Raw genomic sequence first — 21,319 nt, forward strand, 5'->3', positions numbered from 1 at the left:
GGTCCTGGGGCCGGCCGGGGACTCGGCGGTGTGTCACCGAGTCCCCGGGCCGGACTCCCGTCAGACCTCTTCGACGCTGCTCGGCTCGCGCCGGGACAGGTCGATGCCGAGCTCCTCCGCTGCGCGGAAGACGTCCTCGTCGGTGTCGCGCATCTCGATGGACATGCCGTCCGAGGACAGCACCTCCACGTTGAGGCACAGGGACTGCATCTCCTTGATGAGCACCTTGAAGGACTCGGGGATGCCGGGCTCAGGGATGTTCTCGCCCTTGACGATGGCCTCGTAGACCTTCACGCGGCCGGTCACGTCGTCGGACTTGATCGTCAGCAGCTCCTGGAGGGCGTACGCGGCGCCGTATGCCTCCAGCGCCCACACCTCCATCTCACCGAAGCGCTGGCCACCGAACTGGGCCTTACCACCCAGCGGCTGCTGGGTGATCATCGAGTACGGGCCGGTCGAACGCGCGTGCAGCTTGTCGTCGACCAGGTGGTGCAGCTTGAGGATGTACATGTACCCGACGGAGATCGGGTCCGGGAACGGCTCGCCGGAGCGGCCGTCGAACAGCCTCGCCTTACCGGTCGGGAGCACCATGCGCTCGCCGTCGCGGTTCGGGATGGTGTGCTGGAGCAGACCCGCGAGCTCGTCCTCACGCGCACCGTCGAAGACCGGGGTCGCGACGTTGGTGCCGGGGGCGACCTGGTCGGCGCCGATCGCCTGGAGGCGCTGCGCCCACTCGTCCGCGAGGCCGGAGACGTCCCAGCCGCGGCTGGCGAGCCAGCCGAGGTGGATCTCCAGGACCTGTCCCGGGTTCATTCGGGACGGGACACCCAGCGGGTTGAGGATGATGTCGACCGGGGTGCCGTCCTCGAGGAAGGGCATGTCCTCGATCGGAAGGATCTTGGAGATGACACCCTTGTTGCCGTGACGACCGGCGAGCTTGTCACCGTCGGTGATCTTGCGCTTCTGGGCGACGTAGACGCGGACCAGCTGGTTCACGCCCGGGGGAAGCTCGTCGCCCTCCTCGCGGTCGAAGACGCGCACGCCGATGATCTTGCCGATCTCACCGTGCGGGACCTTCAGCGAGGTGTCACGGACCTCACGCGCCTTCTCACCGAAGATCGCGCGGAGCAGGCGCTCCTCCGGGGTCAGCTCGGTCTCGCCCTTGGGCGTGACCTTGCCGACCAGGATGTCGCCGGCGACGACCTCGGCACCGATGCGGATGATGCCGCGCTCGTCGAGGTCCGCGAGGACCTCCTCGGAGACGTTCGGGATGTCCCGGGTGATCTCCTCGGGGCCGAGCTTGGTGTCACGGGCGTCGACCTCGTGCTCCTCGATGTGGATCGAGGAGAGGACGTCGTCCTGCACGAGGCGCTGCGACAGGATGATCGCGTCCTCGTAGTTGTGGCCCTCCCACGGCATGAACGCCACGAGCAGGTTCTTGCCGAGCGCCATCTCGCCGTCTTCGGTGGCGGGACCGTCGGCGAGGACCTGGCCCTCGATGACGCGGTCGCCCTCGTCCACGACGACCTTCTGGTTCACAGAGGTGCCCTGGTTGGAGCGGGAGAACTTGTGCAGGCGGTACGTGATGTACGTGCCGTCGTCGTTGGCGACCGTGACGTAGTCGGCCGACAGCTCCTGGACGACACCGTCCTTCTCGGCCTTGAGCACGTCGCCGGCGTCGGTGGCGCAGCGGTACTCCATGCCGGTGCCGACGAGCGGGGCCTCCGACTTAATCAGCGGCACCGCCTGACGCATCATGTTCGCGCCCATGAGGGCACGGTTGGCGTCGTCGTGCTCGAGGAACGGGATCATGGCGGTCGCGACCGACACCATCTGGCGCGGCGAGACGTCCATGTAGTCCACCTCGGACGGCAGGACGTAGTCGACCTCGCCACCACGCTTACGCACCAGGACGCGGTTCTCGGTGAGCCGCATGTCGTCGTTGAGCGCGGCGTTGGCCTGCGCGATGACGAAGCGGTCCTCCTCGTCGGCGGTGACGTAGTCGACCTCGTCGGTGACCTGACCGTCGACGACCTTGCGGTACGGCGTCTCGATGAAGCCGAACGCGTTGACGCGGCCGTACGAGGCGAGCGAACCGATCAGACCGATGTTCGGGCCTTCGGGGGTCTCGATCGGGCACATGCGTCCGTAGTGGGACGGGTGCACGTCTCGGACCTCGAAGCCGGCCCGCTCACGGGACAGACCACCGGGGCCCAGCGCCGAGAGACGACGCTTGTGCGTCAGACCCGACAGCGGGTTGTTCTGGTCCATGAACTGCGACAGCTGCGACGTTCCGAAGAACTCCTTGATCGACGCCACGACCGGGCGGATGTTGATCAGGGTCTGCGGGGTGATCGCCTCGACGTCCTGCGTGGTCATGCGCTCGCGTACGACGCGCTCCATACGAGCCAGACCCGTGCGGACCTGGTTCTGGATGAGCTCGCCGACGTTGCGCAGACGACGGTTGCCGAAGTGGTCGATGTCGTCGGTCTCGACGACGATCTCGTTGCCGTTCTCGCCGATCGTCTCGGTCTCGCCCGCGTGGAGCTTCACGAGGTACTTGATCGTGGCGATGACGTCGTCGGTCGTGAGGACACCGGCGTCCAGCGGCTCGTCGGCGCCGAGCTTCTTGTTCACCTTGTAGCGGCCGACCTTCGCGAGGTCGTAGCGCTTCGGGTTGAAGTAGAGGTTCTCGAGCAGCGTCTGAGCGGCCTCACGGGTCGGCGGCTCGCCCGGACGCAGCTTGCGGTAGATGTCGAGCAGCGCGTCGTCCTGGCCCTGGGTGTGGTCCTTCTCCAGGGTGGCGCGCATGGACTCGTACTCGCCGAACTCCTGCAGGATCTGCTCGGTGGTCCAGCCGAGAGCCTTGAGGAGGACGGTGACGGACTGCTTGCGCTTGCGGTCGATGCGGACACCGACCAGGTCGCGCTTGTCGATCTCCATCTCCAGCCAGGCACCCCGGGACGGGATGATCTTGGCGGAGAAGATGTCCTTGTCGGACGTCTTGTCGATGGAGGAGTCGAAGTAGACACCCGGCGAGCGGACGAGCTGCGACACGACGACACGCTCGGTGCCGTTGATGACGAAGGTGCCCTTGTTGGTCATGAGCGGGAAGTCGCCCATGAAGACCGTCTGGGACTTGATCTCGCCGGTCTCGTTGTTCGTGAACTCGGCGGTGACGAAGAGCGGGGCGCCGTACGTGAAGTCACGGTCCTTGCACTCGTCGATCGAGTTCTTCGGCGGCTCGAAGCGGTGGTCGCGGAAGGTCAGCGACATCGACCCGGAGAAGTCCTCGATCGGGGAGATCTCCTCGAAGATCTCCTCCAGACCGGACTTCGTGGGGACGTCCTGTCCCGACTCAAGGGCAGCCTCGACGCGAGCCTTCCAGGCGGCGTTGCCGAGCAGCCAGTCAAAGCTCTCGGTCTGCAGCGCGAGGAGGTTCGGAACCTCGAGGGGCTCCTTGATCTTTGCAAAGGAGATGCGCAGCGGGGCGGTGCTTGCGCCGTTGTTCGTATTGGTCGAGGCGTTGCGCGAGGCGGCCAAGAGGGGGTCCTTCCGAGGGCTCGGACTCACTACGCGCGTACCGGTCCCCCAGCATCGCTTCCCGGCGGACATTTCCTGAAATGACCAAAAGGCCAGGTCAGACGGGGTCAGTCGACGAAGCGGATGCGAAGGTATGCCCCTGGTGACGGGCAGGGGGCAGCTAACAGGCAGCGCAAAGGGTCAGTGTAGCCACTTGGCTCACTGATGTCCAGGGCGAGTTCCTCGCGACCCTCGTTGCTCTCAACTCCGCGCTACTCGCGCCATGCGGCGCACCTCGATACTGCCCGTTCAGTCGTCGATCCATGCCTCGGATACGGATCGTTGTGACGACGCGTCCTGAGAATTGCGCGCTGCGTGCGGTTCGTCAAGGCCCCCCGGTGTGCGGGGCGCACGGCGAAGATCACCATACTCCGCTTCCGCCGACCCGCGGGGACCCCGCCACGCCCTTCCCGGGGAACGCCGAAAGGCGACCACCCAGAAGGGTGATCGCCTTTCGGTGCTCCCGCGTTACACGGGAGCAGGAGTCAGCTTCAGCGACTCGAAACGGTCTTACTTGACCGTGACGGAGGCGCCGGCGGCCTTGAGGGACTCGGCAGCCTTCTCGGCGGCCTCCTTCGCGACCTTCTCGAGGACCGGCTTCGGGGTGCCGTCGACGAGGTCCTTGGCCTCCTTGAGGCCCAGGGAGGTGAGCTCACGCACGACCTTGATGACCTGGATCTTCTTGTCGCCGGCACCCTCGAGGATGACGTCGAACTCGTCCTGCTCCTCGGCGGCCTCGGGGGCAGCGCCACCGACGGCGGGGCCGGCAACGGCGACGGCCGCGGCGGCGGTGACGTCGAACTTCTCCTCGAAGGCCTTCACGAACTCGGAGAGCTCGATGAGGGTCATCTCCTCGAACTGGGCGAGGAGGTCGTCCTGAGAGAGCTTCGCCATGATGGGCGATCCTTCCACTAATTCGGCAGGTGCCGATGTGTCCATAGAGGCGGGCGTAACGGCCCGCTACGACCCACGCACTAGGCGGCGTGGATCAATGCGCGAGCCGAATTACTCGGCACCGCCCTGCTCGGCGAGCTTGACGCGAAGCGCTTCCGCGGTGCGGACGAACTTCGACGGCAGCGCCTGGAAGAGCGAGGCAGCCTGAGACTGCTTGCCCTTGAACGCGCCGGCCAGCTTGCTGAGCAGAACCTCGCGGGACTCGAGGTCCGCAAGCTTCTTGATGTCGTCGGCGGAGAGAGCCTTACCGTCAAGGACACCAGCCTTGATGATGAGGTTCGGGTTCTCCTTGGCGAAGTCACGCAGGGCCTTCGCCGACTCCACCGGGTCACCGGTGACGAAGGCGACCGCGGTCGGACCAGCGAAGTGCTCGTCCAGTGCGGTGATCCCGGCCTCGTTGGCCGCAATCTTGGTCAGCGTGTTCTTCACCACGGCGTACTGGGCGTTCTCACCGAGAGAGCGACGCAGCGTCTTGAGCTGCGCGACGGTGAGACCCCGGTACTCGGTCAGCACGGCGGCGTTGGAGCTCTGGAACGCGTCCTTGAGCTCGGCCACCGATGCAGCCTTGTTGGGCGTCGGCATAGTGCGTCGGCCTCCTTCCGGGTGATGAGGACCGCTCAGAAGGGGGCTGGGCAAACAAAACGCCCCGGCGCAGGCGCACGGGGCTGAGCTCGACCGGACGAGAACGTCCGGGAACTTTCCACAGTCACCTGCGCGGGTCGCCCGTTGTCAGCGGATCCTTCGGCCACCGCACCCGAGGGGGCACAGCAACGACCAGCGGTCTTTGGCTTCTGTGGAAGAGTACGTGATGGCCCGGGCCAGGAGCAAATCAGCCCTGACCGGCCTCCTTGCCGAAGTCCTTCATCATCTCGAAGAGGTCGACGGTGTCCTTGGCCGGCGGGGCCTCGACCGCGGCCTTGGTGCCGTAGTCGCTGTAGTCGGCCCGCATGTTCACCGTGCCCTGGGCCATGGTCATGTCGACGTCCATGCGCGCCGGGTAGCCGTCGGCGGTGACCCAGAGCTCGGTGTCGTAGCCCTTGAGGCCCGCCTTCTTCATGGTGGCGACGAGCTTGTCGTGCTCCTCCTTGGAGAGGAGCTTCGACGACTCGTTGGCCTTGAGCATCTGCTCGAAGGTGAGCGTGCCCTTGTAGTGCTCGGTCTCCATGCCGTTGATCTTCTCGGCGCCGATGTGCTTCAGGTCCGGGGAGTCCAGGAGCAGGGCGAGCTGCTGGGCCGGGTCCTGGTTCATGTTGTCCAGGCCGCCGGTGATCTGCTTCTGCACCGCGGCGTCGCCGGAGGCGTCCCCCGCGGCCTTCATGTCCAGCTTCATCCAGCGCTTGCCGTCCATCTCGGCGGCCTGCTCGGCACCCATGTCCATGTACATGACCTGGTCGAGCATGATCATGCGCATCTGCTCGGGCGCGTCCGGGCCGCCCGCGGACAGCATGGAGCCCTTCACGGTGATGTCCATCGCCGCCGGGGCCCAGCCCTGGACGCCGGTCATCTCCATGGTGCCGGACTCCGCGCCGACGCCCTCCAGGGTCATCGTCATCTTGACCTTGGCGGACTTGGCGGCCGAGGTCTTCTCGTACGCGGCCTGGATGACCTTCGTGACGTCCCCGTGGCCCTGCGCCGGGGCGCCGGCCTTGTCGTCGCCGTCCTGACAACCCGCGACACCCGTGATGACGGCCACGGCCGTCAGGGCGACGCCCGCGCGCTTCCATGCGGACTTGCTCATGAGTGTTCCCCACCCCTTGATCCACGTCTTTACGGTCTCTCGAACCGTAACAAAGAGCCGGCCCCCGTCTCTCCGGAGAGAGACGGGGGCCGGCTGACCACTCAGTGAACCCGTGGGGTTCAGACCGCGGCCGGGTCCTCCTCGACGAGGAGGTTGCGGGTGCGGTTGGAGTCCAGCGGGATGCCGGGGCCCATCGTCGTCGTGATGGTCGCCTTCTTGATGTAGCGACCCTTCGCGGCGGACGGCTTCAGACGGAGGATCTCCTCCAGGGCCGCGGCGTAGTTCTCGACCAGCTTCGTCTCGTCGAAGGAGACCTTGCCGATGATGAAGTGCAGGTTCGAGTGCTTGTCGACGCGGAACTCGATCTTGCCGCCCTTGATGTCGTTGACGGCCTTCGCGACATCGGGGGTGACGGTGCCGACCTTGGGGTTCGGCATGAGACCACGCGGGCCGAGGACGCGGCCGAGGCGGCCGACCTTGCCCATGAGGTCCGGGGTGGCCACCACGGCGTCGAACTCGTTCAGGCGGTTGCCCTTGGAGATCTCGTCGATGAGCTCGTCGGAGCCGACGATGTCGGCGCCCGCGGCGATCGCGGCCTCGGCACGGTCACCGGTCGCGAAGACCAGGACCCGGGCGGTCTTACCGGTGCCGTGCGGAAGGTTCACGGTGCCACGGACCATCTGGTCGGCCTTGCGCGGGTCGACGCCCAGGCGGAAGGCGACCTCGACGGTGCCGTCGAACTTCGTGGTGGCGGTGTCCTTGGCGAGACGGACGGCCTCGAGGGGAGCGTAGTTCCGCTCGCGGTCGACCTTGGCGTCCGCGGTGCGGAGAGCCTTGCTGCGCTTCACTGCTTCTCCTGTTGGTTCAGGTATGGAGTCGTGGTGCGGGCCGCGCCGGCCCTACCACTGAAGGTCACGAGAGGGGGGTGATCAGCCCTCGACCGTGATGCCCATGGAGCGGGCGGTGCCAGCGATGATCTTGGACGCGGCGTCCAGGTCGTTGGCGTTCAGGTCGGGGAGCTTGACCGTGGCGATCTCGCGGACCTGGGCGGCGGTGAGCTTGGCGACCTTGGTCTTGTGCGGCTCGCCGGAGCCCTTGTCCACACCAGCGGCCTTGAGGATCAGCTTCGCGGCCGGCGGAGTCTTGGTGATGAAGGTGAAGGTGCGGTCCTCGTAGACCGTGATCTCCACCGGCACGACCATGCCACGCTGCGACTCGGTCGCGGCGTTGTAGGCCTTGCAGAACTCCATGATGTTGACGCCGTGCTGACCCAGCGCGGGGCCGACCGGCGGGGCCGGGTTGGCCGCACCGGCGTTGATCTGGAGCTTGATAAGCCCCGTGACCTTCTTCTTCTTGGGAGGCATTGCTCTCTCCGGGTCCTAGTGAGAGTGTTCAGCCCGCCTTCCGGTCATCCGGATGCAGGCATACCGCACAACGATAACGGGTATAGACGCGCGGCTAAAAACCGAGCAGGTCAGAGCGGCTTTGACAGCCACTCTGACCTGGTCGGAAACCTGTGTGATCAGTTCTTCTGGATCTGGTCGAAGCTGAGCTCGACCGGGGTCTCGCGACCGAAGATCTCGACGAGGCCCTTGACCTTCTTCGAGTCCGGGTTGATCTCGTTGATCGTGGCCTGGAGGGTCGCGAAGGGACCGTCCGTGACCGTCACCGAGTCGCCGACCTCGAAGTCCAGGACCTGGACCTCCAGCTTGCGGGCCGGAGCCGGCTTGCCCTCGGCCTCGGCGGCCTCGCGGGCGGCCTTCTCCTCGGCCTCCGGGGCGAGCATCTTGACGATCTCGTCCAGGGTCAGCGGGTACGGGTCGTAGGCGTTGCCCACGAAGCCGGTGACGCCGGGGGTGTTGCGGACGACGCCCCAGGACTCGTTCGTCAGGTCCATGCGGACCAGAACGTAGCCGGGGAGCTTGTTCTGCTTGACGTTCTTCCGCTCGCCGCCCTTGATCTGGACGATCTCTTCCTCGGGGACCTCGGCCTGGTAGATGAAGTCCTCGACGTTGAGCGAGACGGCACGCTGCTCGAGGTTGGCCTTCACGCGCTTCTCGTAGCCCGCGTAGGTGTGGATGACGTACCACTCGCCGGGGAGGGTGCGCAGCTCCTCGCGGAGCGCGGCGACCGGGTCGACCGGGGCGGCCGGCTCGGCCTCCTCCTCGGTCTCTTCCTCGGCGTCCTCGTCCTCGGCCTCGACGGTGTCGTCGTCCTCGCCCTCGTCGGACTCGGCGTCCTCGTCGGACTCGGCGTCCTCGTCGGACTCCGCCTCGTCCTCGTCCTCGATCTCGAGGGCGAGCTCCTCGGCGGCCTCGTCGGCAGCGTCGTCAGCAGCGTCTGCCAGGTCCTCGTCGGCGGCCTCGACGATGTCCAGCTCGTCCTCGACGGACTCGGACTCGAAGGCGTCGTTCAGGTTCGCGTCAGACACGGTGGCTGCTTCTTCCTGCGATACAGATGGGGTGGAACAAAAAGTCAGCCGAAGACGTACTTGACTGCTTCCTGGAAGCCATAGTCAATCACGGTGACGAGGCCGATCATGATGACGACGAAGACAATCACCACGGTCGTGTACGTCGTCAGCTGGCTGCGCGTCGGCCAGACGACCTTGCGGAGCTCGGCGATGATCTGGCGGTAGAAGAGCGCGAGACGGCCCAGGGGGCCCTTCTTTCCGCGCTTGCCGCCCTTGCGGGACTTCTTCTTGGAGTCCGCGGCCTCGTCGTCGGCATCAGGCATGTCGATGGAGCCTACGGCGTCCGTCACGATCTCTCACCTGATTCCGGGTCGGCCGTGCCGCGCCCGGGTGGAGCCGCACGGCGGTGCAATGAAGTACGTACATGCGCACAACACCTGGCGGTGTGTGTAGCAGGGCCGGAGGGACTTGAACCCCCAACCGCCGGTTTTGGAGACCGGTGCTCTACCAATTGAGCTACGACCCTTTGTCGGTGTCCCCCAACGTACCGCATCGTGAGATGTGGTCGGTGCGGGCCAACGAGGAGTGAGCATACGTGGTCAGAGGGCTCCACGTCGAACAGAAACCAGCCCGACCTGCCTTCGGGCGGGCGTACGACCGGTAATGACCGGTCCTGTCCGGTCCGTGAAACCTGTGTGTCGGGCCTCTATACGGTCTGGGACCATGGGCCGTATGAGCGCTGCTACCCCTCCCACCGAGCGTCGGGTCTCCGCCCGGATCGGTGCGATCTCCGAGTCCGCCACCCTCGCCGTCGACGCCAAGGCCAAGGCACTCAAGGCCGCCGGCCGCCCGGTGATCGGCTTCGGCGCAGGCGAGCCCGACTTCCCGACGCCGGACTACATCGTCGAGGCGGCCGTCGAGGCCTGCAAGAACCCGAAGTACCACCGCTACACGCCGGCCGGCGGCCTGCCCGAGCTGAAGGCGGCCATCGCCGCGAAGACGCTGCGCGACTCCGGCTACGAGGTCGACGCGTCCCAGGTCCTGGTGACCAACGGCGGCAAGCAGGCGATCTACGAGGCGTTCGCCGCGATCCTCGACCCGGGCGACGAGGTCATCGTCCCGGCGCCGTACTGGACGACGTACCCCGAGTCGATCCGCCTCGCGGGCGGCGTCCCGGTGGAGGTCGTGGCCGACGAGACCACCGGCTACCGGGTCTCGGTGGACCAGCTGGAGGCCGCGCGCACGGAGAAGACCAAGGTCGTCCTCTTCGTGTCGCCGTCCAACCCGACCGGCGCGGTCTACAGCGAGGCCGAGACCGAGGCCATCGGCCGCTGGGCCGTCGAGCACGGCCTGTGGATCCTCACGGACGAGATCTACGAGCACCTGGTCTACGGCGACGCCTCCGCCGTCTCGCTGCCGGCGGTCCTGCCGGAGCTGCGCGACAAGTGCATCGTCGTGAACGGCGTGGCGAAGACGTACGCGATGACGGGCTGGCGCGTGGGCTGGATCATCGGACCGAAGGACGTGGTGAAGGCCGCGACCAACCTGCAGTCCCACGCCACCTCCAACGTGAGCAACGTGGCACAGGTCGCCGCGCTCGCCGCCGTCTCCGGGAGCCTGGACGCGGTCGAGGAGATGGGGCGCGCCTTCGACCGGCGCCGCCAGACGATCGTGCGGATGCTCAACGAGATCGAGGGTGTCGTCTGCCCGACCCCGGAGGGCGCGTTCTACGTGTACCCGTCGGTGAAGGGCCTGCTCGGCAAGGAGATCCGCGGCAAGCGTCCGCAGTCCTCGGTCGAGCTGGCGGCCCTGATCCTGGACGAGGCCGAGGTCGCGGTCGTCCCGGGCGAGGCCTTCGGCACCCCCGGCTACCTGCGCCTGTCGTACGCGCTGGGCGACGAGGACCTGGTGGAGGGCGTGTCCCGCATGCAGAAGCTCCTCGCCGAGGCGCGCGACTGACGTCTCCTTCGGTCCCCGGATCCGGGGACCGGTCGGGCCCCCGGTTCTCCGGAACCGGGGGCCCGTTTTTGCGTTCTAGCAAGGTCCCGATCGGGGAAACGGGCTGTCCTCGTCCATTCGGGTGCGGCAGGATCAGCCGATGGAGCACGTTTACCGCGACCTCACGACACTGCCCAAGGCCCATCTGCACCTGCACTTCACCGGTTCGATGCGGCCCACCACACTCATCGAGCTCGCCGACAAGTACGGCGTGCACCTCCCCGAGGCGCTGAGCAGCGGTACGCCTCCGAAGCTGCGGGCGACGGACGAGCGCGGCTGGTTCCGCTTCCAGCGGCTGTACGACATCGCCCGCTCCTGCCTGCGCGCCCCCGAGGACATCCAGCGGCTCGTCCGCGAGGCGGCCCAGGAGGACGTGCGGGACGGCTCCGGGTGGCTGGAGATCCAGGTCGACCCCACCTCGTACGCCCCGCACCTCGGCGGGCTCATCCCGGCGCTGGAGATCATCCTCGACGCGGTCGACGCGGCCTCGCGCGAGACAGGGCTCGGGATGCGGGTGCTCGTCGCGGCGAACCGGATGAAGCACCCCCTGGAGGCGCGGACGCTCGCCCGGCTCGCGGTGCGGTTCGCCGACCGGGGCGTGGTGGGCTTCGGGCTCTCCAACGACGAGCGGCGGGGCATGGCGCGGGACTTCGACCGGGCCTTCGCCATCGCGCGTGAGGGCGGCCTCCTCGCGGCCCCGCACGGCGGCGAGCTGACGGGTCCGGCGTCGGTACGGGACTGCCTGGACGACCTGCGGGCGTCCCGGGTCGGCCACGGCGTGCGGTCGGCGGAGGACCCGCGGCTGCTGCGCAAGCTCGCGGAGCGCGGCGTGACCTGCGAGGTCTGCCCGGCGTCGAACGTGGCGCTCGGCGTGTACGAGAAGCACGAGGACGTGCCGCTGCGGACCCTCTTCGACGCGGGGGTGCCGATGGCGCTGGGCGCCGACGACCCGCTGCTGTTCGGCTCGCGGCTGGCGGCGCAGTACGAGATCGCCCGCCGGCACCACGGGTTCACGGACGCGGAACTGGCGGAACTGGCCCGTCAGTCGGTACGGGGATCGGCGGCCCCGACGGACGTCCGGGCGAAGCTGCTCGCCGGGATCGACGACTGGATCGGCGGCTGAGGCCCCGCGTCGAGCCGCGGTTGCGCGGTTCCGCGGAGAAGGGGCGCCCGGGAAGGTCTCCCGGTCGTGAACACCTACCCACCATGGGGGATGCGACATGAAGCTCACCGTCTTCGGCGCGACCGGGGGCATCGGACGGGAGATAGTCCGCCAGGCACTGGCCGCGGGCCACGAGGTGACGGCGGTCGTGCGGGACCCGGCGCGGCTGACGGTGACCGGCGAGCGCCTCGTGGTCCTGCGGACCGACCTGTCCGAGCCCGACGCCCTCTGTGAGGCGGTCACGGGCCGGGACGCGGTGCTGTCGGGCCTGGGAGCCCGCAGCCGGGCGGACGCGGGCGTCGCCGCCCGGCTCACCCGCTCGGTGCTCACGGCGATGGAGGTGGAGAGCGTGCGCCGCCTCCTGGTGGTCAGCGCCGCCCCGCTCGGCCCGGTCCCGGACGGCCAGGCCCTCCTGGACAAGGCCGTCCTCGCGGTCGTCAACTCGGTCCTCAAGGACGTCTACGCCGATCTGCGGGTCATGGAGTCCGACCTCGCCTCCAGCAGCGCCGACTGGACCTCCGTACGCCCGCCCAAGCTGACCGACAGGCCGCTCACCGGCCGCTACCGCACGGTCGTCGGCGGCACCCCGCCCCGCGGCCGCTCCCTCGCCCGCGCGGACGTGGCCCACGCGATGCTGGCGATGATCGACGACCCGTCGACGGTGCGACAGGGCGTCGGCGTCGCGTACTAGGTCCGACCGGCGGATCGGCTCTACAGCGAGACGCCGACCGTCACGGGCTCGTTGACGAGGGTGACGCCGAAGGCGTCGTGGACGCCGGCGACGACCTCGCGCGCGAGGGCGAGGAGGTCCTCGGTGGTCGCCTCGCCCCGGTTGGTGAGGGCGAGCGTGTGCTTGGTGGAGATCCGGGCGGGACCGGAGCCGTATCCCTTGGTGAAGCCGGCGCGGTCGATCAGCCAGGCCGCGGAGGTCTTCACGGCGCCGTCCTCGCCGGCGGGGAAGGCCGGCGGGGTGACGTCCGGGCCGAGGCGCCCGGCCACGCGCGCGAGGAAGGTCTCGTACTCGCCGGCCGTGAGGATCGGGTTGGTGAAGAAGGAGCCCGCGGACCAGGTGTCGTGGTCCTCCGGGTCCAGGACCATGCCCTTGCCCGCGCGGAGCTTCAGGACCGTCTCGCGGGCCGTGGCGAGCGGCACCCGGTCCCCCGCCTCGACGCCGAGGGCGCGGGCGGTCTCGGCGTACTTGATCGGCGCCGACATCCCGTCGGCGTCCTCCAGCTCGAAGCGGACCCGCAGCACCACGTACCGGTCGGGCCGGTCCTTGAAGAGGCTGTGCCGGTACGAGAAGGCGCACTCGGCGTTGCCGAGGGTGACGGTCTCCCCGGCGCGCCGGTCGTAGGCGACGACCTCGGTCACGGTGGCCGAGACGTCCTGGCCGTACGCGCCGACGTTCTGGATGGGGGTCGCGCCGGCCGAGCCGGGGATGCCGGCCAGGCACTCGATCCCGGCGAGCCCGGCCTCCACGGTCCGCGCGACGGCGTCCGTCCAGACCTCGCCCGCGGCGAGCTCCAGGCGCGTGCCCTCCAGGGCGAAGCCGGTGGTGGCGATCCGCAGCGCCGTGCCGTCGAAGCCCTTGTCCCCGATGACCAGGTTGGAGCCGCCGCCGATGATCAGCAGCGGGGTGCCCGTGGCGTCGGCCTCGCGGACCGCGGCGACCACCTCGTCGTCCGTGGTGGCGGTGACGAGCCGGGTGGCGGGGCCGCCGAGCCGGAAGGTGGTCAGGGGCGCGAGGGGGGCGTCGTGGAGTGGCTGCACGGGCTCAAGAGTACGGGCCCGCCGCTTCCGCGACGGGCCCGTGACGCTCGTGACGTCAGGCGAGGCGGACCACGGCCCGCGACATCCCGAGCACCTTCTGCCCGGCGCTCATGGCGGTGATGTCGACCCGCACCTGCTGGTCGTCCAGCTTCGCGGCGACCTTGGCGCTGACCTGGATCTCGGCGCCCTGGTCGTCGTTGGGGACGATGACGGGCTTGGTGAAGCGGACGCCGTACTCGACGACGGCGGCCGGGTCGCCGGCCCAGTCGGTGACGACGCGGATCGCCTCGGCCATGGTGAACATGCCGTGGGCGATGACGTCCGGCAGGCCGACCTCGACCGCGAACTTCTCGTTCCAGTGGATGGGGTTGAAGTCCCCGGAGGCGCCGGCGTACTGCACGAGCGTGGCGCGGGTCACGGGGAAGGTCTGCGCGGGCAGCTCGGTGCCGACCTCGACCTCGTCGTAGGCGATCTTCGCGGTCATGGTCAGACCCCCTCGGGTGCGCGGGAGACGAGCTTGGTCCAGGCGGTCACGACGTGCTCGCCGGAGGCGTCGTGGACCTCGCCGCGGATGTCCAGGATGTCGTTGCCCGCGAGGGACTTGATCGCCTCGATGGTGGAGGTGACCGAGAGCCGGTCCCCGGCGCGTACGGGCCGGGTGTAGGAGAACTTCTGGTCGCCGTGGACGACCCGGCTGTAGTCGAGGCCCAGCTGCGGGTCCTCGATCACCTGGCCGGCGGCCTTGAAGGTGATGGCGAACACAAAGGTGGGCGGAGCGATCACATCGGGGTGACCGAGTTCCTTGGCCGCCTCCTGGTCGGTGTACGCGGGATTCGCGTCACCGATCGCCTCGGCGAATTCGCGGATCTTCTCCCGGCCGACCTCGTAGGGCTCGGTGGGCGGATAGGTCCGGCCCACGAAGGACTGGTCGAGCGCCATGGACGCGATACCTCCTGCTGGATCTGTTGCGATAAACGACACGAGGCCGCCCCCTAGTGGGGACGGCCTCGTGTACGAGCCTGATTAACGCGTCTCGCGGTGCGCGGTGTGCGAGTTGCAGCGAGGGCAGTGCTTCTTCATCTCAAGACGGTCCGGGTTGTTACGCCGGTTCTTCTTGGTGATGTAGTTCCGCTCCTTGCACTCCACGCAGGCCAGCGTGATCTTCGGGCGGACGTCGGTGGCAGCCACGTGAGTGCTCCTTGACGGACGGATGGACGGATGAACGCATAGAAGAGTAGCCGATCGAAGGACCGACCCCACAATCGGCTACTGTCTGTAGCGGTGACCGGACTTGAACCGGTGACACAGCGATTATGAGCCGCTTGCTCTACCGACTGAGCTACACCGCTTTGATGATCCGGATCCCGCCCGAAGGCGGGATCCCTCTCACCAGAGCCCCAATACGGAATCGAACCGTAGACCTTCTCCTTACCATGGAGACGCTCTACCGACTGAGCTATTGGGGCGAGCGAGGAAGACATTACACGGTCTCCTGCCCATCACCCAAATCCGTTTCCCCGCGTCCCCGCGACGGCCCTCACCAGGCGTCACGTAGGCCACTCGTGGACTCGTCGGTACGACTTTTGCGCACCTCCTCGAAGGCGGCTCCGAGCACCCCTAGGCTCGGCCCCACGCTTCGTGATCTTGACCTTGAGGAGCCTTGAGGAGCCTGATGTCAGCCGACAGCAAGCAGCCCCAGCCGCCCGAGGACGGGGCCGCCACCACCGCCGACTCGACCTCGCTCCTGCTCTCCCACGCCAGACTCACCGACGGACGGACCGTGGACGTCCGCCTCGCCGGCGGCCGCATCGAGGCCGTCGGCACGGCCGGCAGCCTGACCGCCGTCGGCGCTCGGGTCGACCTCGCCGGGTACCTGCTGCTGCCCGCCGCCGCCGAACCCCACGCGCACGCCGACACCGCGCTCTCCGCCGACGCCCCCGGCCCCGTCTCGTACGCCCCCGAGGAAGTGCAGCGCCGGGCCACCGAGGCCGCCCTCCTCCAGCTCGGGCACGGCGCGACCGCGCTCCGCGCGCACGTGCGGATCGGCGACGTCCAGGAGCTCGGCCCGCTGGAGGCCGTGCTCCAGGCGCGGCGCTCGCTGCGCGGACTCGCCGACCTCACGGCCGTCGCCGTCCCCCGGCTGCTCACCGGCGTCGCGGGCGCGGACGGGCTGGCGATGCTGCGGGACGCCGTGAAGATGGGCGCCGGGGTGGTCGGCGGCTGCCCGGACCTCGACCCGGACCCGGCGGGTTACGTGGAGGCGGTCCTGGAGATCGCGGCCGAGCACGGCGTTCCGGTGGACCTGCACACCGACGCGGACGACCCGGCCCGCCTCGCGCGGCTCGCGGCGATGGCCGGCGGGCTGCGGCCCGGGGTGACGATCGGCCCGTGCGCCGGGCTCGGCCGGCTCCCCGGGGACGCGGCGCGGCGGGCGGCGGACCAGCTCGCGGCGGCCGGCGCGACGGTGGTGTGCCTGCCGCAGGGCGGCTGCGGGGGCACCGAGCTGCGCGGCGCGGCGCCGGTCCGGCTGCTGCGGGCGGCCGGGGTACGGGTCGCGGCGGGCAGCGGGGCGCTGCGGGACGTGTCCAACCCGGTGGGGCGCGGCGACCCGCTGGAGGCGGCCTATCTGCTCGCCTCGCTCGGCGGTCTCTCGCCCCAGGAGGCGTACGCGGCGGTGAGCACGGAGGCGCGGGCGGCGATGGGGCTGTCGGAGGTGCGGGTGGAGGCCGGCTTCCCCGCGGAGCTGCTCGCGGTGCGCGGCGAGCGCCTGTCGGGCGTGCTGTCGCTCGCGTACAGCCGGATCGTGGTGCACCGGGGGCGGGTGGTGGCGCGGACCAGCGCGGTGCGGGAGTACTGCGACTCGGCGGCGACCCTCGACCTGCCGCGGCAGGCGCGTCCGGAGCGTCCGCCCGAGCCGGGAAGCCCTCCGGCCGGTCCCGTCGTACGGTCGTGAGTATGCGCATCGTCATCGCTGGAGGACACGGACGGATCGCCCTGCGCCTGGAGAGGCTGCTCTCGCACGCCGGGCACGAGGTCGCGGGGATCATCCGCAAACCGGAACAGGGCAACGACCTGCGGGAGGCGGGCGCCGAGCCCGTCGTCCTCGACCTGGAGTCGGCGTCGGTCGAGATGGTCGCCGCCGTCCTCCAGGGCGCCGACGCGGCCGTCTTCGCGGCCGGCGCGGGGCCGGGCAGCGGCGCGGCCCGCAAGGAGACGGTGGACCGCGCGGCCGCGGTGCTCTTCGCCGACGCGGCGGAACGGGCGGGCGTCCGCCGCTACCTGGTCGTCTCCTCGATGGGCGCGGACGCGCGACACCCGGGCGACCAGGTCTTCGACGCCTACCTCCGCGCCAAGGGCGCCGCCGACGACGACATCCGCGCCCGTACGGCCCTGAACTGGACGATCCTGCGCCCCGGCTCCCTCACCGACGACGCCGGCACGGGCCTGGTCCGGCTGGAGGCCCACACGGGCCGCGGCCCGGTCCCCCGCGACGACGTCGCCGCCGCCCTCGCCGAACTCCTCGACACCCCCGCGACCGCCGGCCTCACCCTCGAACTGATCGCGGGCTCGACCCCGCTCTCCGTCGCCGTGAAGGCCGTCGCCGGCAACTGAGCCGGTCTCCTCCCCCGGAAACGAGTGAAGGCCCCCGGTGCAAGCACCGGGGGCCTTCTTCACGTGGCGACGCCAGGATTCGAACCTGGGTAGGCTAAGCCGACGGATTTACAGTCCGCTCCCATTGGCCACTCGGGCACATCGCCATGGGTTGCTGCCTTGGTTTCCCGCTTTTCGGCGGTGTTCCGTGGCAACGACGTAAACAATACCTGATCCCGGGGGGTGGTTCGCCACCTGGTTGATCAGCGGTTCGGAGCGTGGCGAAGCCCTAGGCTTTGGGCTGTACCCCACAGCACCCGAACAAGGAGCCACGAGTCATGGCCGACTCCAGTTTCGACATCGTGTCCAAGGTCGAGCGGCAGGAGGTCGACAACGCCCTCAACCAGGCCGTGAAGGAGATCTCGCAGCGCTACGACTTCAAGGGAACCAACGCCTCGATCTCCTGGTCGGGCGAGAAGATCCTGATGCAGGCGAGCGGCGAGGAGCGCGTCCTGGCGATCCTCGACATCTTCCAGACCAAGCTGATCAAGCGCGGGATCTCGCTGAAGTCGCTGGACGTCGAGGGCGACCCGCAGCTGTCCGGCAAGGAGTACAAGCTCTTCGCCTCGGTGCAGGAGGGCATCTCGCAGGAGAACGCCAAGAAGGTCGCGAAGGCCATCCGGGACGAGGGCCCGAAGGGCGTCAAGGCGCAGGTGCAGGGCGACGAGCTGCGGGTCAGCTCGAAGAGCCGGGACGACCTGCAGGCCGTGCAGGCGCTGCTCAAGGGCAAGGACTTCGACTTCGCGATCCAGTTCGTGAACTACCGCTGACCTGGTAGCGGGTCGTGAGGGCCGTGTCCGAATACCGCCGGCCGGGAGTTCGGCGGGCCCCGCACACTGGGTCGTGAGAGACCCGTGCGGGGAGAGGAACCAGTCATGACCGTGTACGCGTACGTCGACGGCCCCCTGGGCGAGATGCTGCTGGTCGGGCGGCTCGCCGAAGGGGGCCGTGCCGCGTTGCGCTCACTGTCCCTGCCGGGGCAGAAGGGCGCGGTCGAGGTCGAGGACGGCTGGACGCACGCGCCCGGGGCGTTCGAGGAGGTCGCCGGGCAGCTGGGCGAGTACTTCGCGGGCCGCCGGGACCGGTTCGACCTGGCGCTCGCGACGGACGGCGGCACCGCGTTCCAGCGGCGGGTCTGGGCGGCGCTGGACGAGATCCCGTACGGGACCACCGTGTCGTACGGGGAGATCGCCCGCCGGGTCGGCTCGGCCGGGGCCGGGGTGCGGGCGGTGGGGACCGCGATCGGGCGCAATCCGCTGCTCGTGGTGCGGCCCTGTCACCGGGTGGTCGGGGCCGACGGGAGCCTGCGCGGGTACGCGGCGGGGCTTGAGCGCAAGGAGCGGCTGCTCGGCCTCGAAGGGGCCGGGGTGTGACCGAGGGGCTCTTCCCCCGCGAGCGGGCCGTGATCGCGCCCGGGGCCGTGCACGTGCCGGGGTGGCTTCCGCTCGCGCGGCAGCGGGAGTTGGTGGAGGCCTGCCGGGAGTGGGGGCGGGGGCCCGTGCCGTACCGGCAGACGGTGCTGCCGGGCGGGGGCGTCATGTCGGTGCGGTCGCTGTGTCTGGGCCGGTCGTGGGTGCCGTACCGCTATCTCGACTCCGTCGGCGTCGAACTGCCCGGCTGGCTGGCGGCCTTGGGCCGGGAGGCGCTGGTGGAGGCGTACGGGGAGGACGGCGGTTTCGATCCCGACACGGCGCTCGTGAACTTCTACGCGCCCGGGGCGCGGATGGGCATGCACCAGGACCGGGAGGAGCGTTCGGGTGCGCCGGTGGTGTCGTTGAGCCTCGGGGACCGGTGCGTCTTCCGGTTCGGGAACGAGGAGAACCGCGGGCGGCCCTACCAGGACGTCGAGCTGGCCTCCGGTGACCTCTTCGTCTTCGGCGGGGCGTCGCGGTGGGTCCACCACGGGGTGCCCCGCGTCCACCCGGGGACGGCCGAGCCGGCGCTCGGCCTGGTGGGGCGGCTGAACATCACCCTGAGGGAGACCGGTCTCTCCTCGTGACGTCGAGCCCCTAGTGTGCGGGGCATGACAGAGGAACTGCGCCGGTCGCTCGGCGGCTTCGACGCGGTCGTGATCGGGCTCGGTTCGATGGTGGGGGCCGGGATCTTCGTGGCGCTCGGGCCGGCGGCGGACGCGGCCGGATCGGGGGCCGGGCTGCTGTGGGCGCTCGGGGTGGCGGCCGTCGTCGCGTACGCCAACGCCATGGCGTCGGCTCGGCTCGCCGCCCGCTATCCGGCTTCCGGCGGCACATACGTTTACGGTCGCGAACGCCTTGGGTCGTTCTGGGGGTACCTGGCGGGCTGGGCGTTCGTGATCGGCAAGACGGCCTCGTGCGCGGCGATGGCGCTGACGGTCGGGGCGTACGTGTGGCCGGAGCAGGCGCACGCGGTGGCGGTCGCCGCCGTGGTGGCCATGACTGCCGTCAACTACACCGGAGTTCAGAAGTCCGCACTGGTCACCCGGGCCGTCGTGGCGGTGGTGCTCGCGGTGCTCGCCGCCGTGGTCGTGGTGTGCGCGGGGGCCGGTGAGGTCGCGCGCGTCTCCCCCGGCGGCGAGCTCACGGCGGGCGGGGTGCTCCAGGCGGCGGGTTTGCTCTTCTTCGCGTTCGCGGGGTACGCGCGGATCGCCACGCTCGGCGAGGAGGTCCGGGACCCGGCCCGCACGATCCCCCGGGCGGTGCCGGTGGCGCTCGGGATCACGCTGGCCGTCTACGGGCTCGTCGCGTTGAGCGTGCTCGCCGTGCTCGGCCCGGCGGCCCTCGCCCACTCCCCCGCACCGCTGGCCGACGCGGCACGCGCGGCGGACGCCGGGTGGCTGGTGCCGGTCGTGACGGTGGGCGCGGCGGTCGCCGCGCTCGGCTCGCTGCTCTCGCTGATCCTCGGGGTGTCGCGCACGACCCTGGCGATGGCCAGGGACGGCTATCTGCCGGACGCGCTCGCCGCCGTGCACCCGCGCTTCCACGTGCCGCACCGGGCGGAGGTCGCGGTGGGCGCGGTGGTGGCCGTGGTGGCCGCGACGGCGGACGTGCGGGGCGCGATCGGCTTCTCGTCCTTCGGCGTGCTCGTCTACTACGGCATCGCGAACGCCTCCGCCTGGACCCTCGGCGGCCGCGAGCGGCCGCTCGCCGCGCTCGGGCTCGCCGGGTGCGGGGCGCTCGCGTTCGCCCTGCCGCTGGGGTCCGTCCTCGCGGGCTCCGGGGTCGTCGCGGCCGGGGTGGTGGCGTGGGCCGTCAGCCGAGGACGAGCCGTACCCCCGCGGCGGTGAGGCCGTCGGCGAGCTCCCCGAAGGTGGGCGGGCGGCCTTCCGCGTAGGGCAGGACGCCGAGGCAGCGGCGGGCCACCTCGGCCCGCCGCCGGACCAGGGTGGTGCCGGCGAGCAGCTCGCCGATCGCCCGGGGCGCGCCGGTGAACCGCCGCCAGGTGCCGGGTTCGGCGGGCCGGGCGTGCCGCCACAGCTCCCAGACCTCCCGGACGGGGTGCGGCACGAGTCCCTCCCGGGGGAAGGCCACGGTGAGGTCGACGAGGTCGTGGGCGCGGGGCGACGCGTCCCAGCCGGTGATGCGACCGGCCGCGGCCTCGTGGTGCACGCTCCCGAGCACGTCGAGGACCTGGTAGCGGACGGCCTCGGGCTCCGGCGCCCCGGCGGCGAGGGCGTCGCGCAGCCCGCCGCGCGGCGAGCAGCCGACGAAGGTGACGTCGGTGTGGGTCCGCTCCGCCGGTTCCGGGGGCGAGACGCGGACGAGGTTTCCGCAGGGGACGGCGGGGGGCGCCGGTGTACGACCTGCGGGGGCCGTCGGCCGACTCGACGGTCACGACGTCGCCGCGCGCGCCGAGGACCCTGACGCCCGTGAAGCACCAGGCGAGGCCGTCGGGGGTCCGGACGTGGAGGGTGCCGAGCGGGGCGGTGCCCTCCACGACGGCCTGGGTGACGGCCCTGGCCAGCTCGCCGCGCGGTTCGCAGCCGCGGACCTCGTGGACGGGGCGCGGCGGCGGGACGGGCTCCCCGTACAGGCCGTCGACGTCCTTGCAGAGCGCGACGGCGTACAGGCCGGAG

The 21,319-nt window shown here is 70.0% G+C and carries 21 protein-coding genes, 4 tRNA genes and 1 pseudogene; 9 read left to right on the forward strand and 17 right to left on the reverse strand.

What is annotated here, in order from left to right:
- Positions 1 to 60: 60 nt before the first annotated feature.
- From rpoB to OO54_RS07190, 9 genes are all read right to left on the reverse strand, one after another.
- A complete protein-coding gene (gene rpoB / locus OO54_RS07150) occupies positions 61 to 3,543 on the reverse strand; it encodes a DNA-directed RNA polymerase subunit beta (protein ID WP_033202006.1) in 3,483 nt (1,160 codons plus the stop codon).
- Between the two features lie 549 nt (positions 3,544 to 4,092).
- Positions 4,093 to 4,476: a 50S ribosomal protein L7/L12 gene (rplL, locus tag OO54_RS07155; RefSeq protein ID WP_033202007.1), complete on the reverse strand. Its 384-nt coding sequence runs from the start codon at positions 4,474 to 4,476 to the stop codon at positions 4,093 to 4,095.
- 111 nt (positions 4,477 to 4,587) lie between these two features.
- Complete coding sequence (rplJ, locus tag OO54_RS07160) at positions 4,588 to 5,118, reverse strand: 50S ribosomal protein L10 (protein WP_030687887.1); 531 nt, start codon at positions 5,116 to 5,118, stop codon at positions 4,588 to 4,590.
- A 247-nt stretch (positions 5,119 to 5,365) separates the two neighbouring features.
- The gene (locus OO54_RS07165; RefSeq protein ID WP_033202008.1) at positions 5,366 to 6,274 is read right to left on the reverse strand and encodes an SCO4651 family lipoprotein; all 909 of its coding nucleotides are present in this window, start codon (positions 6,272 to 6,274) and stop codon (positions 5,366 to 5,368) included.
- Between the two features lie 119 nt (positions 6,275 to 6,393).
- Positions 6,394 to 7,122 carry a 50S ribosomal protein L1 gene (rplA, locus tag OO54_RS07170; protein WP_017239541.1) on the reverse strand — a complete coding sequence of 243 codons (729 nt, stop codon included), beginning with the start codon at positions 7,120 to 7,122 and terminating at the stop codon, positions 6,394 to 6,396.
- A gap of 81 nt (positions 7,123 to 7,203) precedes the next feature.
- Positions 7,204 to 7,638, reverse strand: coding sequence for a 50S ribosomal protein L11 (rplK, locus tag OO54_RS07175; protein WP_015035536.1), 435 nt, complete (start codon positions 7,636 to 7,638; stop codon positions 7,204 to 7,206).
- Between the two features lie 158 nt (positions 7,639 to 7,796).
- Positions 7,797 to 8,705: a transcription termination/antitermination protein NusG gene (gene nusG, locus OO54_RS07180; protein ID WP_033202009.1), complete on the reverse strand. Its 909-nt coding sequence runs from the start codon at positions 8,703 to 8,705 to the stop codon at positions 7,797 to 7,799.
- 44 nt (positions 8,706 to 8,749) lie between these two features.
- Complete coding sequence (gene secE / locus OO54_RS07185; RefSeq protein WP_017239539.1) at positions 8,750 to 9,037, reverse strand: preprotein translocase subunit SecE; 288 nt, start codon at positions 9,035 to 9,037, stop codon at positions 8,750 to 8,752.
- Between the two features lie 103 nt (positions 9,038 to 9,140).
- A tRNA-Trp gene (locus OO54_RS07190) sits at positions 9,141 to 9,213 on the reverse strand.
- A gap of 206 nt (positions 9,214 to 9,419) precedes the next feature.
- Between OO54_RS07190 and OO54_RS07195 the strand changes: the two genes are divergently transcribed.
- The 3 genes from OO54_RS07195 to OO54_RS07205 all read left to right on the forward strand — a co-directional run bounded on the left by OO54_RS07195 (position 9,420) and on the right by OO54_RS07205 (position 12,538).
- The gene (locus tag OO54_RS07195) at positions 9,420 to 10,646 is read left to right on the forward strand and encodes a pyridoxal phosphate-dependent aminotransferase (protein WP_033202010.1); all 1,227 of its coding nucleotides are present in this window, start codon (positions 9,420 to 9,422) and stop codon (positions 10,644 to 10,646) included.
- A 139-nt stretch (positions 10,647 to 10,785) separates the two neighbouring features.
- Positions 10,786 to 11,808 carry an adenosine deaminase gene (locus OO54_RS07200; RefSeq protein ID WP_033202011.1) on the forward strand — a complete coding sequence of 341 codons (1,023 nt, stop codon included), beginning with the start codon at positions 10,786 to 10,788 and terminating at the stop codon, positions 11,806 to 11,808.
- Positions 11,809 to 11,905: 97 nt separating this feature from the next.
- Positions 11,906 to 12,538 (forward strand): NAD(P)-dependent oxidoreductase, encoded by a 633-nt coding sequence (locus OO54_RS07205; protein WP_033202012.1) that lies wholly within the window; start codon positions 11,906 to 11,908, stop codon positions 12,536 to 12,538.
- Between the two features lie 20 nt (positions 12,539 to 12,558).
- On the opposite strand, the pseudogene OO54_RS07210 reads toward OO54_RS07205, so the two are convergent.
- The 6 genes and pseudogenes from OO54_RS07210 to OO54_RS07235 form a co-directional block, all read right to left on the reverse strand.
- A pseudogene (locus tag OO54_RS07210) lies at positions 12,559 to 13,632 on the reverse strand (UDP-N-acetylmuramate dehydrogenase); the annotation flags it as partial.
- A 40-nt stretch (positions 13,633 to 13,672) separates the two neighbouring features.
- Positions 13,673 to 14,101 (reverse strand): MaoC family dehydratase, encoded by a 429-nt coding sequence (locus OO54_RS07215; RefSeq protein WP_017239534.1) that lies wholly within the window; start codon positions 14,099 to 14,101, stop codon positions 13,673 to 13,675.
- Between the two features lie 2 nt (positions 14,102 to 14,103).
- Complete coding sequence (locus OO54_RS07220; RefSeq protein WP_017239533.1) at positions 14,104 to 14,556, reverse strand: MaoC family dehydratase N-terminal domain-containing protein; 453 nt, start codon at positions 14,554 to 14,556, stop codon at positions 14,104 to 14,106.
- An 84-nt stretch (positions 14,557 to 14,640) separates the two neighbouring features.
- A complete protein-coding gene (gene rpmG / locus OO54_RS07225) occupies positions 14,641 to 14,805 on the reverse strand; it encodes a 50S ribosomal protein L33 (RefSeq protein WP_003956487.1) in 165 nt (54 codons plus the stop codon).
- 88 nt (positions 14,806 to 14,893) lie between these two features.
- Positions 14,894 to 14,966: transfer RNA gene (locus OO54_RS07230), tRNA-Met, on the reverse strand.
- A gap of 44 nt (positions 14,967 to 15,010) precedes the next feature.
- Positions 15,011 to 15,083, reverse strand: a tRNA-Thr gene (locus tag OO54_RS07235).
- 206 nt (positions 15,084 to 15,289) lie between these two features.
- Between OO54_RS07235 and OO54_RS07240 the strand changes: the two genes are divergently transcribed.
- Both OO54_RS07240 and OO54_RS07245 read left to right on the forward strand, forming a co-directional pair.
- Positions 15,290 to 16,570 (forward strand): amidohydrolase family protein, encoded by a 1,281-nt coding sequence (locus OO54_RS07240; RefSeq protein WP_033202014.1) that lies wholly within the window; start codon positions 15,290 to 15,292, stop codon positions 16,568 to 16,570.
- Between the two features lie 2 nt (positions 16,571 to 16,572).
- The gene (locus OO54_RS07245) at positions 16,573 to 17,229 is read left to right on the forward strand and encodes an SDR family oxidoreductase (RefSeq protein ID WP_033202015.1); all 657 of its coding nucleotides are present in this window, start codon (positions 16,573 to 16,575) and stop codon (positions 17,227 to 17,229) included.
- A 64-nt stretch (positions 17,230 to 17,293) separates the two neighbouring features.
- Here the strand turns inward: OO54_RS07245 and OO54_RS07250 are convergent.
- Positions 17,294 to 17,375: transfer RNA gene (locus OO54_RS07250), tRNA-Tyr, on the reverse strand.
- Between the two features lie 171 nt (positions 17,376 to 17,546).
- Here OO54_RS07250 and OO54_RS07255 point away from each other — a divergent pair.
- The 4 genes from OO54_RS07255 (at position 17,547) to OO54_RS07270 (ending at position 20,530) form a co-directional block, all read left to right on the forward strand.
- Positions 17,547 to 18,038 carry a YajQ family cyclic di-GMP-binding protein gene (locus OO54_RS07255; protein ID WP_017239530.1) on the forward strand — a complete coding sequence of 164 codons (492 nt, stop codon included), beginning with the start codon at positions 17,547 to 17,549 and terminating at the stop codon, positions 18,036 to 18,038.
- Positions 18,039 to 18,143: 105 nt separating this feature from the next.
- Positions 18,144 to 18,641, forward strand: coding sequence for a methylated-DNA--[protein]-cysteine S-methyltransferase (locus OO54_RS07260; protein WP_017239508.1), 498 nt, complete (start codon positions 18,144 to 18,146; stop codon positions 18,639 to 18,641).
- Positions 18,638 to 19,267 carry an alpha-ketoglutarate-dependent dioxygenase AlkB family protein gene (locus tag OO54_RS07265; protein WP_033202016.1) on the forward strand — a complete coding sequence of 210 codons (630 nt, stop codon included), beginning with the start codon at positions 18,638 to 18,640 and terminating at the stop codon, positions 19,265 to 19,267. Before OO54_RS07260 ends, OO54_RS07265 begins: the two co-directional genes overlap by 4 nt.
- Positions 19,268 to 19,291: 24 nt before the next feature.
- On the forward strand, positions 19,292 to 20,530 hold the full coding sequence (locus OO54_RS07270; protein ID WP_033202017.1) for an APC family permease: 1,239 nt from the start codon (positions 19,292 to 19,294) through the stop codon (positions 20,528 to 20,530).
- Here the strand turns inward: OO54_RS07270 and OO54_RS47200 are convergent.
- On the reverse strand, positions 20,496 to 20,864 hold the full coding sequence (locus OO54_RS47200; RefSeq protein WP_033202018.1) for a hypothetical protein: 369 nt from the start codon (positions 20,862 to 20,864) through the stop codon (positions 20,496 to 20,498). The two genes, OO54_RS07270 and OO54_RS47200, sit on opposite strands and share 35 nt — an antisense overlap.
- Positions 20,865 to 21,319 lie beyond the last annotated feature (455 nt).

Source organism: Streptomyces wedmorensis, from assembly GCF_000716445.1.
GTDB classification, from domain to species: Bacteria; Actinomycetota; Actinomycetes; order Streptomycetales; family Streptomycetaceae; genus Streptomyces; species Streptomyces wedmorensis.

What these genes read in the sequence shown, in the direction of transcription:
- rplL (WP_033202007.1), bottom strand. Translation starts at nt 4,476, where the DNA reads ATGGCGAAGCTCTCTCAGGACGACCTCCTCGCCCAGTTCGAGGAGATG.
- rplJ (WP_030687887.1), bottom strand. Translation starts at nt 5,118, where the DNA reads ATGCCGACGCCCAACAAGGCTGCATCGGTGGCCGAGCTCAAGGACGCG.
- OO54_RS07165 (WP_033202008.1), bottom strand. Translation starts at nt 6,274, where the DNA reads ATGAGCAAGTCCGCATGGAAGCGCGCGGGCGTCGCCCTGACGGCCGTG.
- rplK (WP_015035536.1), bottom strand. Translation starts at nt 7,638, where the DNA reads ATGCCTCCCAAGAAGAAGAAGGTCACGGGGCTTATCAAGCTCCAGATC.
- OO54_RS07195 (WP_033202010.1), top strand. Translation starts at nt 9,420, where the DNA reads ATGAGCGCTGCTACCCCTCCCACCGAGCGTCGGGTCTCCGCCCGGATC.
- OO54_RS07200 (WP_033202011.1), top strand. Translation starts at nt 10,786, where the DNA reads ATGGAGCACGTTTACCGCGACCTCACGACACTGCCCAAGGCCCATCTG.
- OO54_RS07205 (WP_033202012.1), top strand. Translation starts at nt 11,906, where the DNA reads ATGAAGCTCACCGTCTTCGGCGCGACCGGGGGCATCGGACGGGAGATA.
- OO54_RS07215 (WP_017239534.1), bottom strand. Translation starts at nt 14,101, where the DNA reads ATGACCGCGAAGATCGCCTACGACGAGGTCGAGGTCGGCACCGAGCTG.
- OO54_RS07220 (WP_017239533.1), bottom strand. Translation starts at nt 14,556, where the DNA reads ATGGCGCTCGACCAGTCCTTCGTGGGCCGGACCTATCCGCCCACCGAG.
- OO54_RS07240 (WP_033202014.1), top strand. Translation starts at nt 15,290, where the DNA reads ATGTCAGCCGACAGCAAGCAGCCCCAGCCGCCCGAGGACGGGGCCGCC.
- OO54_RS07245 (WP_033202015.1), top strand. Translation starts at nt 16,573, where the DNA reads ATGCGCATCGTCATCGCTGGAGGACACGGACGGATCGCCCTGCGCCTG.
- OO54_RS07255 (WP_017239530.1), top strand. Translation starts at nt 17,547, where the DNA reads ATGGCCGACTCCAGTTTCGACATCGTGTCCAAGGTCGAGCGGCAGGAG.
- OO54_RS07260 (WP_017239508.1), top strand. Translation starts at nt 18,144, where the DNA reads ATGACCGTGTACGCGTACGTCGACGGCCCCCTGGGCGAGATGCTGCTG.
- OO54_RS07270 (WP_033202017.1), top strand. Translation starts at nt 19,292, where the DNA reads ATGACAGAGGAACTGCGCCGGTCGCTCGGCGGCTTCGACGCGGTCGTG.